General features: G+C 48.9%; 13 protein-coding genes. 1 reads left to right on the forward strand and 12 read right to left on the reverse strand.

Annotation, left to right across the window (positions count from 1 at the left end; genetic code table 11):
- Window positions 1-344 precede the first annotated feature (344 nt).
- The 11 genes from rfbA to LG323_RS14030 all read right to left on the reverse strand — a co-directional run bounded on the left by rfbA (window position 345) and on the right by LG323_RS14030 (window position 12,498).
- Complete coding sequence (gene rfbA / locus LG323_RS13980; protein WP_404417437.1) at window positions 345-1,214, reverse strand: glucose-1-phosphate thymidylyltransferase RfbA; 870 nt, start codon at window positions 1,212-1,214, stop codon at window positions 345-347.
- A 1-nt stretch (window position 1,215) separates the two neighbouring features.
- Entirely contained in the window at window positions 1,216-1,962 is a 747-nt protein-coding gene (locus tag LG323_RS13985) for a 3-deoxy-manno-octulosonate cytidylyltransferase (RefSeq protein WP_404417439.1), read from the reverse strand.
- 9 nt (window positions 1,963-1,971) lie between these two features.
- Window positions 1,972-3,594 (reverse strand): aldolase catalytic domain-containing protein, encoded by a 1,623-nt coding sequence (locus LG323_RS13990; protein WP_404417442.1) that lies wholly within the window; start codon window positions 3,592-3,594, stop codon window positions 1,972-1,974.
- A gap of 66 nt (window positions 3,595-3,660) precedes the next feature.
- Window positions 3,661-4,749, reverse strand: coding sequence for a DegT/DnrJ/EryC1/StrS family aminotransferase (locus tag LG323_RS13995; RefSeq protein WP_404417444.1), 1,089 nt, complete (start codon window positions 4,747-4,749; stop codon window positions 3,661-3,663).
- Window positions 4,750-4,769: 20 nt separating this feature from the next.
- Window positions 4,770-5,801, reverse strand: coding sequence for an NAD-dependent epimerase/dehydratase family protein (locus tag LG323_RS14000; protein ID WP_404417447.1), 1,032 nt, complete (start codon window positions 5,799-5,801; stop codon window positions 4,770-4,772).
- Window positions 5,802-6,107: 306 nt separating this feature from the next.
- The gene (gene fliB / locus LG323_RS14005) at window positions 6,108-7,313 is read right to left on the reverse strand and encodes a flagellin lysine-N-methylase (protein WP_404417450.1); all 1,206 of its coding nucleotides are present in this window, start codon (window positions 7,311-7,313) and stop codon (window positions 6,108-6,110) included.
- Window positions 7,314-7,446: 133 nt separating this feature from the next.
- Window positions 7,447-8,520, reverse strand: coding sequence for a dTDP-glucose 4,6-dehydratase (locus tag LG323_RS14010; protein ID WP_404417452.1), 1,074 nt, complete (start codon window positions 8,518-8,520; stop codon window positions 7,447-7,449).
- Between the two features lie 198 nt (window positions 8,521-8,718).
- The gene (locus LG323_RS14015) at window positions 8,719-9,066 is read right to left on the reverse strand and encodes a metalloregulator ArsR/SmtB family transcription factor (RefSeq protein ID WP_404417455.1); all 348 of its coding nucleotides are present in this window, start codon (window positions 9,064-9,066) and stop codon (window positions 8,719-8,721) included.
- An 83-nt stretch (window positions 9,067-9,149) separates the two neighbouring features.
- Window positions 9,150-9,977: a pirin family protein gene (locus LG323_RS14020; protein ID WP_404417457.1), complete on the reverse strand. Its 828-nt coding sequence runs from the start codon at window positions 9,975-9,977 to the stop codon at window positions 9,150-9,152.
- A gap of 330 nt (window positions 9,978-10,307) precedes the next feature.
- Window positions 10,308-11,285, reverse strand: a complete 978-nt coding sequence (locus LG323_RS14025) for a porin (protein WP_404417459.1) — start codon at window positions 11,283-11,285, stop codon at window positions 10,308-10,310.
- Window positions 11,286-11,499: 214 nt separating this feature from the next.
- Window positions 11,500-12,498, reverse strand: a complete 999-nt coding sequence (locus LG323_RS14030; RefSeq protein WP_404417462.1) for a porin — start codon at window positions 12,496-12,498, stop codon at window positions 11,500-11,502.
- Window positions 12,499-12,892: 394 nt separating this feature from the next.
- Between LG323_RS14030 and LG323_RS14035 the strand changes: the two genes are divergently transcribed.
- Complete coding sequence (locus LG323_RS14035) at window positions 12,893-13,201, forward strand: Rieske (2Fe-2S) protein (protein WP_404417464.1); 309 nt, start codon at window positions 12,893-12,895, stop codon at window positions 13,199-13,201.
- A gap of 5 nt (window positions 13,202-13,206) precedes the next feature.
- On the opposite strand, the gene LG323_RS14040 is transcribed toward LG323_RS14035, so the two are convergent.
- Window positions 13,207-14,862, reverse strand: coding sequence for a hypothetical protein (locus tag LG323_RS14040; protein WP_404417467.1), 1,656 nt, complete (start codon window positions 14,860-14,862; stop codon window positions 13,207-13,209).
- Between the last annotated feature and the right edge of the window lie 15 nt (window positions 14,863-14,877).

Below are 14,877 nucleotides of genomic sequence, written 5' to 3' on the forward strand. Positions count from 1 at the left end.
TCGTTCGCAACCTTGCTTCTATTATGGCTAGCAAAATAGCTAATTGAATTTAGGGTTGGATAAAAATATTGTCTGGGTGCAATGCTTTGTTCAGTTAAGTGACTCTGTGCGTTTGCTTGCTGCTTTTCATCACCCATATACAATGGGTGTATATCCAAAATTATGTGTGGCTGCAGAGCTTACTTGTTGGAATGTCACCTTGCCTGTTAGATGTTTATGATAGCTATTTCGTACTAAAAGGCCACTATTTGTTAGCCAGTTGCGTTCGTAGATGCCATCAATGTAGCGATCCAGTTTTTTGCGACTAGGCAGGTAGGGTTTGGTGACAGGAATGTTAGTTTTGCTCATGCTTCTTCAGCCAGTTCGAGTAGATATTGACCATAGGCATTTTTGGCTAGCTGATGAGCACGTTGAATAATTTGTTGTTTGTTGATCCAGCCATTGTTGAAGGCGATTTCTTCAAGGCAGGCTATTTTGTATCCTTGGCGTTTTTCAATGGTTTCTACAAACTGGGCTGCTTCTAATAGGCTTTCGTGGGTGCCGGTATCCAGCCAAGCAAAACCGCGACCTAGACGCTCAACGTTGAGCTGCCCATGCTCCAGGTAAGCCTGGTTGATACTGGTGATTTCCAGCTCTCCTCGGTGTGATGGTACTACCTGTTTTGCGATGTTGATGACCTGGTTGTCGTAAAAGTAGAGGCCAGTAACAGCCAAGTCTGATTTGGGTTGTTCGGGCTTTTCTTCAATGGAAAGTGCACGATTGTTTTTATCACACTCCACCACACCAAAACGCTCAGGATCTTTAACTTGGTAGCCAAAAACTGTGGCACCTGTAGGCCTTTGGATCGCTTTTCTTAATCGCGGTGTAAAGTTAGGGCCATAAAAGATGTTATCACCGAGAATCAGGCAGACATTATCTTGGCCGATAAACTCTTCACCAATAATAAATGCTTGAGCCAAACCATCTGGGCTGGGCTGTTCAGCATAGCTAAGCTGTATGCCGAGTTGGCTACCATCACCTAAAAGTTGTTTAAAATTGTGTAAATCCTGTGGGGTGGAGATGACCAGAATATCTTTTATGCCTGCCAGCATCAGAACTGACAGAGGATAATAGATCATGGGCTTGTCGTAGATGGGTAGCAATTGCTTGGAGATCCCCTGGGTGATGGGGTAAAGCCGAGTGCCGGATCCACCTGCCAAAATGATGCCTTTCATGTTATCTATGCTCTTTTTGCTTCAATTTCAGCTGTTCAACCACAGGGGCTATGTCTTCAGGCACATCAATGGCCAGACTACCGCCTTGGGTTTCTACCATTCTGGTTGTTTTATTCAGCTCCAGGAAGCGCAGGATTTCGATGTCTTCACAGGCTTCCAGCTGGCTTTTTCGGCTGAAATCTTTGAAAGCGGTCAGTTCTTGTTTGTTGAAGGCGTAGATGCAGACCTGTTTTTTGTAGCCAGCAGGTGCGTTTTTTTCTTCCTTAAATCCTGGTAGGGTCTGGCGTGACATGTATACCAGTTCGTTTTGTTCGTTGGTGATGACCTTGGGAATGTTGATGTTGCTCGGATTCTCTTCGGGTGTCAGCCAGCAGTAGCCGTTGATGACCTGATTCGGGTGCTGGATCTTCGCATCTCGGATTTTAAGAATGTCCGCTGGGTTAACCAGAGGTTCATCACCCTGCACATTGATGTAGATGTCTGCTTCCAGCTGCTCGGCTGCTTCTGCCAGTCGGTCGGTTCCTGTGAGTGCCTCAGAGCTGGTCAGTACATATTGATAGCCCCACGCCTGAACCACTTCGGCAATACGTTGGTCATCAGTGGCAATGTAAACATTCTGTTGGCCAACGGCTGTTGCTGAAAGCTCTGCAACCCAGATAATCATTGGCTTTCCTGCAAGATCCACCAGTGGCTTTCCAGGAAAGCGGGTTGAGGTGTAGCGAGCAGGAATAATGACAACGCTTTTCATGTATTTCCTTTAAAGCGCATAGATGGACTGAGATGCCAGCGCATAGCGTGTTGGTGTAACAGCGGTTAACGGAAGACTAGCTGGATGTTGTTGATAAAGATCCAATAGGTACTGCATTTCCTTGCTGCGAGGGTCATCGGCACCATAACCATCAAAGCCAGCCATCAATAAGTTTTTACTTTGCCCAGAAGTTGCCAGTCCCAGTGCATAGGCAATAACCAGTGAGCTGGGACAGGTGCAGTAGCTGTCTGCGAAATCAAACTGGTCAGGTTGAATGGCTAGGCCAAAATCCAGTGTGTCCTTGGTCTTGAGAGTGTCCTGAACATCATCCGGCAACATACTGATGGGTGTGATCAACGGCTGTGAGAGTTTTAGATGTTCTTCACTGTCAGCCAGAAGTCGCACTGGGTGGCAGGCTACACGTAGGTTGATCAGGTTGCTGGGTAGCGCACTTTGTGTATTCAGTGCAATGACCAGAGGATGTGTGCGCTGAATGTAGCTTTCTAGGGCTTGCTTGTGGTCTGCAACCCCTGGGCCTGTGCCGAGAATGAGCACTTCACGACCCTTAAAGAGGTCACTGGGTTGCCATACCCCTCTTGGCGTACCTTGATAAAAGTGGCGTGCGGCGTCCAGGGCATTGAGGTTGAACTTCTTGCCACCTTCCACGCGTAGGTGTTCGATAACGGCTAGTATGTCTTCTTCATCATAACGGGAGTCTCCCAGCATTTCCTGGATATAGGTGGGGTGGATGCCGTAGAGACCTGCCAAGTAATAGTAGGGGTTGGTTCCCCAACCGTACTTGTTCTGCAAGGGTTGAAAGTGACGACGGATCAAGCTGAGTAGTTTGGTCAATTGTGGCTTGCTATTCGAGCGTTTGGCCAGCTCGATCACCAGTTCTTCTGTTTTGGCATTACCTGGGCCTCGCCCCATACCTGTGACAGTTGAGTCCAACCAAGTGACATCTTCATCCAACGCTTTTAGAGAGTTTTGTAGCGCCAGACCCTGGTTGTTGTGAGTGTGGATGCCGAGAGCTCCTTGCCAGCCTTTGCGAAGCCAGCTAATGATTCTGGCAGTGTCTTCTGGTGTCATACTGCCCATGGAGTCGGCAAAATAGAGCACATCAACAGGGTAGCTGGTTGCGAGTTGAGCTAGCTGGGTGATTTCTTGCTCGCTACGGTCAGCAATTTGCATGAGATTAAAGCCGACCCGATAGCCTTGTTTTTTCAGCCAGTGACTTGCCGGTAATACCTGTTCGAATTCATGCAGATGGCAGGCAAGCCTTACCCATTGAACGGAGGATTGGCTTGCTGGACTGGGGAAGAGCTGCTCCAGGCGCAAGGTTTGTTCCTGGCTGGATTCCGTTGCGAGTTCTTTGCCGTTAACCATTACGGCAAGCTGTAGATCATGCGGGAGGTTTAATTGATGAATAAAATCATCCCGCGTAAAGGCACAGGCACCTTTAAAGCCTTGGTTTTCTAGTGAGCGAAAACCCAGTTCAACCACTTGAATGCCCGCAGCGTGCATGGCTTCAAGGTAGTCATTGATCAGCTCGCTGGAGAAGTCCCAGGCATTGTAATAGCCACCATCACGTAAGGTGCAGTCGAGATGGGTGACTGTTTTGTTGGTTTGCATGTTCACGATTTCAAGTAACCGAAGGGTTAGCAGGTTCTTTCAGAGCTGGGGTTAGGATAATGTGTTTCATGCCTTGCACCCCTTTTTGACTGCTACAATAACTTTTTGGATATCTTCTGAATTGAGGCTTGGGTATATGGGCAAGCATAAGACTCTGCTTGCCGCTTGCTCTGACTGAGGGCAAGTTTTATCGTGCGAGCCTTGGAATTCTGTTACGGTATTAAGGCTAGGATAAAAATACCGCCTAGCAACTACTCCGATGGATCTCAGCTTATCAAGAACCTTCAAGCATTGGTTTTCTGATTCGAGTAGTATGGGTGCGTAGGCTGCATTTTGAGATGCATCTTTACACCATTCAGGAGCCTTAACAATACCTTCCAGTTCTGTGTAATAAGAATCAAGGATATCTGCTCTTCTATCTAGAATATCATCAATAGAGTCCAACACGCACAGGCCGTAGGCAGCGTGAACTTCGCTCATCTTTGCATTAATACCCTGTGAGCTGATGTCATCTGCACGTTCACCTAGACCAAAATTCTGCATGTGTTTTGCTTGTTCAAATACATCAGTGTCTTTGAATACGATGCCTCCGCCCTCAACCGTGTGAAACAACTTGGTTGCATGGAAACTCAGTGTTGATGCATCACCCCAATTCAGAATACTTTCACCCTGATACTGTACTCCAAACGCATGAGAAGCATCATAGATAACTGGAATACCGAATTGGTCACCCAAAATGTCAAAAGCCTTCACATCACAAGGGTTGCCGTAGACGTGAACAGGTACGATGGCACTAGTTTTCGGCGTTATTGCATCTGCAGTCGCAGCAGGAGATAAGCAAAGTGATTTGCTATCTATATCGGCGAAGTTGGGATTGACCCCTTGCCATTTCATAGCACTAGCTGTGGCAATAAATGTGAAAGGGCTGGTAACGGCTTCTTCTTTAATTCCTAATACCTTATAAGCTATCTGAAGGGCTAGGGTTCCATTTGCTGTCAGTAATAAATTACGTACGCCCAAATAATCTTGCAATCTATCAGTAAGCTCATGAACGAGTGGGCCATTGTTCGTTAGCCACGCACGCTCATGAACTTTTTCCAAATATTTTTGAACTTTTACAAGGTCAGGTATGACCGGCTTAGTGACCTGAATCATGAGGTTTCTATCCTTGAAAATTATATATCAAGTATTCCGCCATACATTTCAGCATCTTTGATGATTTTATGCCACTTAACCAGTTCCTGATACCACTCAAGTGTGATGGTATCGGTGCTCTTATCTAGTTCACCTGATTGTAATTTTTCGATAATCTCACGGCTTCCTGCTTCAGCATCCATTTTGGGTTTCCAGTTCAATGTATCTTGGATCTTATTGAATGAAACCCGATAACTTCGATGGTCTGGATCCCCGTACCACTCTATGGGAATTTCTTCGCCTAGCTGTTCACCGACAGTTTTTGCAATTTTCCTACCTAAATCGCCCAATTGGTAGGTATTTGCCTCACTTCCCACATTAAAAATGTGTCCATTGATACTCTTCGGACTTGCTGTTAACAGCAGTCTCATGACATCTGATGTGTCTTGAACATGCAGCATGGGGCGGTACTGGGTACCGTCGCGCATCAAAGGCAGTTTTTTATGGGTGTAGGCACCAAATGTCATGCCATTAATCGCTAAATCAAAACGCATTCTGGGACTGTAGCCAAAAATTGTTGCTTGCCGCATAACCACAACGATAAAGCTCTCGTCTGCAAGGCCGAGTACACCAATCTCAGCCTTCTCGTTCGCTTTTGCATACACGGTTAGAGGGTTGGTCGGCGATGTTTCGTCCGCGAGGCCCTTTTGAAAGCCATATATGCTGCAACTAGAAGGTAGAATATACCGTTTTACACCAGCAGCCTTGGCTAGTTCAGCAGTTCGAACCCGGCTTTCAAAATTGATTTGCCAAGTTGCTGATTCAAAGAGTTCGCCGCTGGGGTCGTTTGAGATAGCAACAAGGTCAATAACTGCGTCCACACCTTTAAACAACTCAGGTGACAATTTTCGGCTATCTTCTTTAACACAAGCAAGCTTGCTATTATTTTGCAGCCGATCGCTACCAAAAAAAAATCGATCCACAGCTGTTACTCTATAACCTTCTTTAAGAAGAGTGGGAACTAAAGTTGACCCAATGTAGCCGCCTGCACCTGTAACTAATACGTGTTGCATATTTTTATGATGTCCCATGAATTTATTTTTTGGTCAATTGATCAGTTGCTTAGGTGTATAGAGGATAAAATAGCACTTGCTAGTTTTAGCTACGGGGGTTCTTCTTAGTCGAGTTGGTTCAGAGCATTAACATGATAGTGTACTCATTTTCTGAATAGCCGGGCCAACGGTGTTGAAGTGGCGATCATTGGCATGGATTTTTCATGTTTCAGACACGCTACCGCCCCAGGATTTGAGTGCTTTCCTGAGGACTCGTAAATGAAAATATCTCTTAGGTTTTCGGCTAAGGACTTGTTTTCTTTAGCTCTAACCGAATTGCAAGGCTCGTGCAAAAGCGGTGTTGGATTTCAGGTTGCGTCCAGCCAGTTCCAGCATGAGCCTGTTTAAAAGTTGGCTGTGGGTAACGCCACGTCCAAAGCGATAGCTTAGGCGTATCAGGTCTTTCTTTTCAAATGTCTTTTGTTGCAGGGCGATACCGGACATCAGGGTGCGTAACAGTAGATAACGCGCCAGGATATTGGCCCAGCCATCATAGAGGTTTTTGCTTTGTATCGGGAAGAAGTCACGGATCAGCCAGTTGACGATGAGGTTTTCCAGACCGGTGCTGTGTTTTTTATAAAAGGGTTTGAGGTGTTTTTTCCAGGCTTGTTGGAGCTTGTCGAGCTGCTCCTGTCCTGCTGGTTTACGCCCTTTGATGTTCAGGCCTTTTAGGGCAGCCTGTAACTCTTCCCTGAAAGCGGATTGATGGGGGGGTTCCTTGACCAGCACATTCAGAATAACCAGCCCCAGAGCACCATCATTGGTTTTTTGCAGTTCTTTGGCTTGTTGCTGGAAGTAGCCTTGGCCAATGAGCTCAAAAAAGAGGTTGCAAAGATCCTGCATGCTGGTGTCGCTGCCTTCCTCCAGCAGAGCCTGGGCTCTTTGCACCAACAGCCCAGCAATAAACAAGCGCATTTCCAGGCTGATTTCCCGGTAACGTAGCAGGGTGATTAGAGCCTGAAGTAGTTGATAGCGCTCAGCGTAGTGTTCGGCTTCAGCAATCTGGTAGGCTTGAGGTTTACTGGATAAGGTCAGAGGTGCAAACTCCAGCTCCATTGCATTTGGGTCACTGATCAACAGTCGGGCAGCTTCAGGGCAGGAATCGGATAGGGTGACGGTCAGGTCTTCTCCCAGGATTTTGTAGCTTCGCGGATAATTATCGCAGGTTACGCAAAGTGCGGCTTCACCAAAGTCCTTTTGGAGTTTGCACAAGCCACTGGGTTCTTGCAGGGTGCATTTATTGGTGGCTGGATCCAGTTTAATGTAGGCTGGCTTGGTTTCTTTACTGCTGAGATCGTGATTGTCGATCAGCTTATCCTGCATGACGGGTATTAATGCAGGGTTGGTGCGGTAGCCGCGGAGGGTTTCGGGATCAACACCTACATTCCAGCTATGGCAGCAGTTATCGGGGCATTTACTGCCCGTGCACTGGAAATCACGAACGTATTTGGGAGCCAGGGCATCACGCTGCATTGACGGCTTATCCTTGAGGTTGAATCAATGGGTTAAACTAACATGCAGGATCATACTTGCCTAGACTCGGTTAGTAGGAATTTGGTAAAGCCTGTCGAGCACTGGATAGATCGCGCAGGGACTGCGCGATACCTTAGGTTCCTCTAACTTCTCTGCGTCTTTTGGGTTTGGATCGGGAGCGAGGGTTTTGGCGTTCGTGGCTGCTTTTAACCCATTCCGGGTTTGCCAGATACCAACTTAGGGTTTTTCTCAGCCCACTGTGCAGGTTTTCCAGAGGTTTCCAACCCAGTTGATTGCGCAGTTTGCTGCTGTCAAGTTGGCGTTGTTGTGGATAATCACTCAGTTCATCCTGATAGTCGATGAGGTTTAAGTAGCTGGTGGCTTTGGGTTCAAGCTCATCCAGAAGCTGGCAAAGGTCGCTTAGCACTTCATGGTTATTGTGCAGGGAGTCGCTGCTGATGTTGTAAGTCTCACCGGGTTGCCCGCATTCCAATACCTGCAGGAGGGCGTGCACATGGTCTTCGACATACAGCCAGTCTTGTCGTGATTGGGAGTCGCCCTTTAGAGGGAGTGGTTTTTCCAGTAGGGCATCAATCAGCAGGCGGGGCAGGAAGTGGTTGACTGCCTGGTGAGGTCCATAAGTGCGTGAGGCGTGTGTGATGAGGATGGGGAGCTGATAACTTTTGTGCCAGGCTTCAAAGAGCTGGTTTGCTGTGGCTTTGCTGGCTGAGTAGGGGTTGTCTGGGGCGTAGGGCGTGGCTTCTGAAATCTGTTGATCCTGACGGCTGGGGTGGCCAAAGACTTCTTCTGTGGAGAGATGTAGAAAACGGAAGTCCTGGCATTTCTGAGTGGTTAATTCTTGCCAGTAAGCTCTTACTGCTTCGAGTAGGTTGAAGTTGCCCAGGTAGTTGGTTTTGATGCAAGGGGTGGGGTTTTGCCAGGTGTCAGCACTTGGGCTTAGTGCTGCACAATTGATCACAGCATCCGGTTGAAAGCGCTCCAGTGTCTGCTCTAGCTGTTCACGATCACAAATATCACCTTTCACAAACCGGTAGTGTTTGTTGTATTGAAAGGCTTGCAGGGAGAGAGGATTGGCTGCAGAGGTCAGCTTGTCGTAGTTAAGTACCTCATATTGAGTGGTGTGGAGTAAATGGTGGATGACTGCCGAGCCGATAAATCCGCTGCCGCCAGTGATGAGTAATTTCATTGTCAACCTCCTTGTTGGCTTGTTAGGGTTTCCATTTTAAGAAGATATTAGTGTATTAAATCGTAGCTACCTTTCTGCTTATTTTCTAGCCTTGATCGCGCAGTGACTGCGCTCCTACACAAAACTATATCCTGCTGTGGGAGCGCACTCCGTGCGCGATATCTTATCGTCTACAGAGTGCGCTCCTATACAATAAGCTTAACAACACTCCTTTTGGCGTTGTGGACGGTCGCCCATACTGTGCAGGCGATCCAGCTCCTGGGTGATGTGATCTTTTTTTACTTGATAGAATTCACTGAGAAGTTGATGCGTCCAGTGAGTGGTTGCCGGTTTGATGCTGTAGTAAACCCATTGCCCCTGACGGCGATCCACCAGCAGGCCAGCAGCGCGCAATTGCGCAAGATGCCGGGATATTTTGGGCTGGCTGGTATTCAGGGCATGGCTGAACTCACAAACGCAAAGCTCATCTTCTTCCATAACCAGAAGCAGTAGTTTGCAACGCGTGTCATCGCTGAGGCATTTGAAAAATTGGGCTGGGGAGAGCATGTCAGTGTCTGGATTTCCTTGCCGATGGGGGTTGCCAAAAAGTTATCTTAGCAGCCCCCTGGCTAGCTGACCATCCCTGGCCATCAACGGGTGAGCTGGCCGGTTTGGTAGTCTCTTACAGCTTGATGGATTTCTTCTTCCTTGTTCATGACAAAAGGCCCGTAATGCACGATGGGCTCCTGAAGCGCAGGGCCGGTCAGTAGCAACAAACCCAGATCATCCAGGGCGGTGAGCTGAACCTGGCCTTGTGAGTCGGGTTGGAAACTGCCCAGGTTGCCGGTTTTGACACCTTCCTGCAGCTCTCCCTGATAAACATAGGTTTGCAGAAGCTGTCCTGGTTCCAGAGTCAGGGTCAGTTGTTGCCCTGCTTCCAGTTGCAAGTCTGCCATGCAGGCAGCTTCGCCTAGTTGAGGCAAACCACCTTCAGCTTGGCCCTCACTGGTTTGCCAGGAGCCCGCAATGGATTTGAGGTGACCACCTGACCACTGCAGTTGGCCCATTTCGCTGTGGCGCAAATCCTTGTATTGGGGGTTGTCCATTTTGCGGTGGCTGGGCAGGTTGATCCAAATCTGGAAACCATGCAGGCCGTCACTGTCCGTGAGTGGCATTTCCGAGTGAATCACACCCCGGGCGGCACTCAGCCACTGGGCATCCCCGGCATGGACTTCACCTTTGTTGCCCATGGAATCTTCATGGGTCAAGCCACCATGCAGAATATAGGTCAGGGTTTCAAAGCCGCGATGGGGGTGGGCAGGAAAACCGCCAATATAATCTTCCTTGGCTGACGCCTTGAGTTCATCCAGCATCAGAAAGGGATCCAAGCCGCCTCGAAAATCATGGATGCGACGAATCTTGACGCCATCACCATCCTGGGCTGGATGCGCTTTGCGTACTTCTAGAAGTTGTGACATTTTCTGTTTGACCTGAGTTGCTGAAAATTGCAATCAGGGTAGTGTTTAACAGGTCAAATTGAAATCATCCGAACAGCATAATGGCTATTCGTTTGCAGGATAAGAGGGGCGCACTGGGGATAAAAAAAGCCCCGGAGTTAGCCGGGGCAAATGCTCAGAAACCATCAGTTAACTATTGCGCTTGGTGATGCTGCGTTGAAACACCTCTCAAAATGCTCATTTACTACTTGTAAACTCCGCTTTTTTCGAGTCATTTCGCCTTGCCTGACCTGCGCTCATGACGTTAATTGATTGGCTTCTTATCCTTGAACCTTGAAACAGGAAGGGGCCTTACCAGTCGTAGCGCAGGCCCAGAGTCATGACACTTTTGTCACCAACAGTCTTATCTGCAGCATTCTGTACTGGTTTGTCATTACCCATGGCAAATTCGCCGTAAGTACGCAGGGATTTGGAGAATTTGTAGTTGGCACCCACGGCCAGATCCATACCCATATCAGTTCCATCATCAATCATGGAAACCAGGCCGTAGATATCGCCACTGCCATAGCCGTAGCTGCCGCCTGCACCGATATGCATCCAGTCACCGGCGGTTTCGAAAAGTACGGAAGCGGCCAGAACGTCCATCTCATAAGTTGCCTGGGCACCAATGATGGGGTCTTCACCACCATCCGGGGTATCTTCGTTGTTCTGATCGAAAGCTACGGCCAGAGTCAGGTTTTCAACCAGGTTGAACTGACCGTAAGCCTGCAAGTTGAAGGCTTCATCGTAGGCAGTGCCATCGATTGTATCTTCTTTATAGTGCTTGGCACCGATACCAAACTGCATGCCGCCTAGATCCGCCGTTTCAAAAGCGATGGTATCGCCACGAGCACGGTCACCGCCTTCCACCAGAGCACGGTAGCCGGTGTTTTCCATCATATCCAGTACGCTGGATGTAGACTGGTAGTAGAGGCCGTCAAAGTTACCTACGGTCAGTTTACCGAAACCGCCTTCCAGACCCGCGTAGGTGTTGCGCAGATCCTGAAAAACACCGTCGTCTTTGTTGTCACGATCATCTGCTGGAAAGCGGAATTCAGCACGGGCAAAGGCTTTCAGATCATCGTTGATCTGGTCACTGGCTTTAAAACCAATGCGAGAGCCGTTGTCGGCGATTGCATTGTTACCGTCGTCATTTTCCAGAATCAGGTTGATGCGACCGTACATATCCACCTTGGTGGTGTCGGTTTCAGCAATAGTGGCGGCCTGTGCGGAAGCAGCACCCAGAGTGGCAACAACAGCAGAGGCGATCAGCGTTTTTTTCATCATCATTTACCTTTTGCTAACGATTAAGGTTGGGGAAACTGGTTATGGATGAGGCGGTTGGACTTTCGCGCCGTCCTCAACTCAAGAGGCAAGTTAGCAGGGGTAAATGACAGCTTGGGGTCAGAAAAATGACAGAAATATGAAGTTGAAAAAATATAGGCCATAAAAAACCCCGACCGAAGCCGGGGTTAAAACTACCTTGAACTTGAAAGCTTGTAGCTTACCAGTTGTAAACAGCACCCAGAGAAACTACAGATACACCTTCACCAGCCACCTGAAGATCGCCAGTGGAGTTGTCATCGTTACCCTGTGCAAACTCACTGTATACGTAGAAATCATCGTTCAGGTTGTAGTTGGCGCCAACTGCCAGATCCATACCGGTATCTGTACCGTTATCACGGTAAGCAACCAGGCCGTATACATCGCCAGCACCATAGCTGAAGTTACCACCAACATTCAGCATCATGATGTCACCACTGTTTTCCAGTTCGGTGAAAGCGCCAAAAGCATCAGCAGAATAGTTGATGCTGGCACCGATGATGGGGTCAGCACCGCCCAAGGAGGTGTCTTCGTTGTTCTGGTCAAAAGCTACGCCCAGAGACAGTTCTTCGCTCAGGGCATAGGTGGCTGCAACCTGGGCATTCCAGGCTTCATCGCCAGTACCCGAGTCAGCTACACCATCATCGTCAGTGTCTTGGAGGCTGTCTGCAGGATAGGTGCCATCACCTTCCGAGAAGTGGCGCAGACCAACCAGAACTTTCAAGCCGTTCAGGTCAAGAGTTTCATAGGCCAGACTAAAACCTTCGCCCTTATTGTCCAGGCTGTCATAACCAACAGCTTCCAGAATGTCATGTGAGGATGCAACGGCAGTGTAGTAAACAGAATCAAAGTTACCAGCAGTCACTTTACCAAAACCGCCTTCAACACCGGCATAGCTGTAGCGAACAGTAGGAGCTGTGTCGTTTTTGTAGCCAGCGTTGAAACGGAATTCAGCATTGGCAAAAGCTTTCATGTCTTCATTGATGACACTTTCACCACTGAAGCCAAAACGTGAACCATTATCCTGAATCTGGTTGACAGCATCTTTGTTCTGCAATTGCAGGTTGATTTTGCCGTAAGTGGAGAAACTTCCGGTTTCTGTCTCGTTCAGAGTAACAGCAGCATTTGCAGAGCCTGCAGCCAGTGCGGACAGGGATACAGCGATTAACGTCTTTTTCATGGGTCTTCCTTCCTGTTTCATTTTACTTAGTGGGTTGATTATTTTGCTTGTCAGCAAAAATTCATTAATTTCTTGTCGTTATGTAATGCTATCTTGGTCTTTTTTTCTGATCTCTGCAAGCGGTTGTCAAGTGTCAGCATAGGTTTGCCTTATACTTCTGTCTCCGCTTGCTTTGGAGCCCTATTTTACATTTTTGATTATCAACTGCAAATGATAAGAGTAACTATTAGCGTGTTTTAGTTGGCCCATCACGAAGCCGTATGACTGCTGGCTAATAATGCAGGGGTCATGCCAACTTTGCCTTTTGATGTCAGCTCTATGACAATATTGCGATGGGTAACGTGATTTTTAAAGCCAGGCCGAGGCCTGTTCAATGATTGAGGAGATTTAAAAAATGCCGTGGATTCAAGTGTGTAGAGAGGATGAGCTGGTGAATGACCAGTTCAGAATTGTTGAAAATGAGGATGGTGAGGAAATTTTGGTCGCCAGGGCTGAAGGTGAGTTAAGGGCCGTGGTGAATGAGTGCTCACATGATCGTCGCGGTTTTGAAGGGGGCTGTATTGAAGCAGGTTTACTGGTCTGTCCCCGTCATGGTGCACGTTTTTGTTTGCGCACGGGCAAAGCCCTCACACCACCGGCTTATGTGGACATTGAAACCTTCCCGGTTAAGGTGGAAGGGGGGGCTGTTTGGGTCGATGCATGAAGCTTTCATTGGAGGCTGGGGCCTCCAGTGCCTAGGCTTTCCAGCTGGAACTGGTTGAATTCACCGGGCGTACTGAGCAGGCGCACCAGTTTGGCGCGCTGCTTGCCCTGCTGGGCGGTGATGTCCACTTTTTGACCTTCACGAAAGGGCAGGAGGGGAGTGATGACGCTTGCCGGGGTTCCCAGCACCTTGAGTTCAGGCACCAGAAATCCGGGCATATAGCCGACCGGATCCCCCATTTTGATGATGGGTTTGATGGCACAAGGCTGCATACGGCTGGGTAAAAGTTCTGCGCCCAGCTGGTAGCCTTCCGGTGCCTGGCGAACCCAGCGGATTACTGCAGGCTGCCAGGGATCGGTTGGCTTTTCTTTTAATGCGATCAACTCACCGGTGGCCAGGCTTTTGGGGGCTTCTCCTGGCCAAGAAAGGCAGTAGCCGGTGGCGCTGGTATTGACCTGATTCAAAAGGTGGGTCGGGTAGCGTTTATCCAGTTCCTCATCAAGGGAAGTGCTCAGATGGGTGGTTTCCATGTCCACCAATTGAACCTGGCCGGTGCTTTTGTTTTCAGCGGCATCATGTGCAGCCGACCAGGGATCATCCGAATGGATTTCCTGCAGAAACGGGTTGCTTCGGGTTTGAACGCTTAGATTTCCGCCTGCGGCCAGCTGTTCAAAAGGTTTTTTGCCGCTTAAGTGAAAATGCACACTGCGTAGACCCAGAACCAGCTTGATGGTGCCGGTGGCTTCCAATCGTGGGGCATTCCTTTCCGAGGCTTCACTCAGAAGTGCCAGCAGGTGCTGGAGCAAACGGTTGCTGAAAGGTGAGTGCTCTTTCTCCAGCTGACGGGCCAGTTCATCGCTGACCTGGCGGGTATTCAAGCCAAAGTCCTGTTCACTGTTGACCCTGTTGTCGGCCTGGCTGCGCTGGGGTAGAAAGTCACGGCTGGCCAGTACCTGAAACTGTGCATCTGGGGAGTTGGCAGCAGTCAGTAGCAGTAATTGACCCCACTCACCCAGATGGGGGTAGAGGAGTGCGACTTCATCACTCCTCAGGTTTTCGGCTTGAATGATGCCGAGCAATAAAGCCTGGTGATAAGCCTGCTCGCAGTTGTGGGGAGCCTGGTCTTGCTGCACCTCCCGATGTTGCAGTTTGCTCTGGCAGGCCAAACGGTAGAGCAGGTAGAGTTCACGCCAGATTTTTTCGGGGGCAGTGACGCTGAAGCGACAAGAGCGGGTGATCAGTGCTCCGGTATGGGTCAGGGCATAGAAAAGAGCTTCCAGCAGTGATGGCCCCAGAATAGCGGTTGGTAGTTGGCTGCGCTGGTTCAACAGATCGTTCAGGGTTCTTTTGTAGCCCTGGCTGAGTTGTTTTTCCAGAAGCTGGGCTGCCTCACCCTCTCCTGCCAGGTGGTGCCCCTGATCCAGTTCTTTACAGACCTGGTTCACCTTCCTGGCAATGATTTTGAGCCACTCCAGACGTCTGGGTGGGGGAAAATGCAGTTGGTTGAATTCATCCAGCAACTGGCTGAGTTTTTCCTGGCTGGCCAGTGGGTGGGCCAGTGGCAGTTTCTGCAACCAGGCTTCCAGGGCATCTTTGCGTGTTGCGCAGCTCTCCAACTGATCGCGGCAAAGCTCAGGAAAATCCAGAGGCAGCAAACTCATAACTTATCTCTTCTC

The organism is Marinospirillum sp., assembly GCF_044810985.1.
Taxonomy (GTDB): domain Bacteria; phylum Pseudomonadota; class Gammaproteobacteria; order Pseudomonadales; family Halomonadaceae; genus Marinospirillum.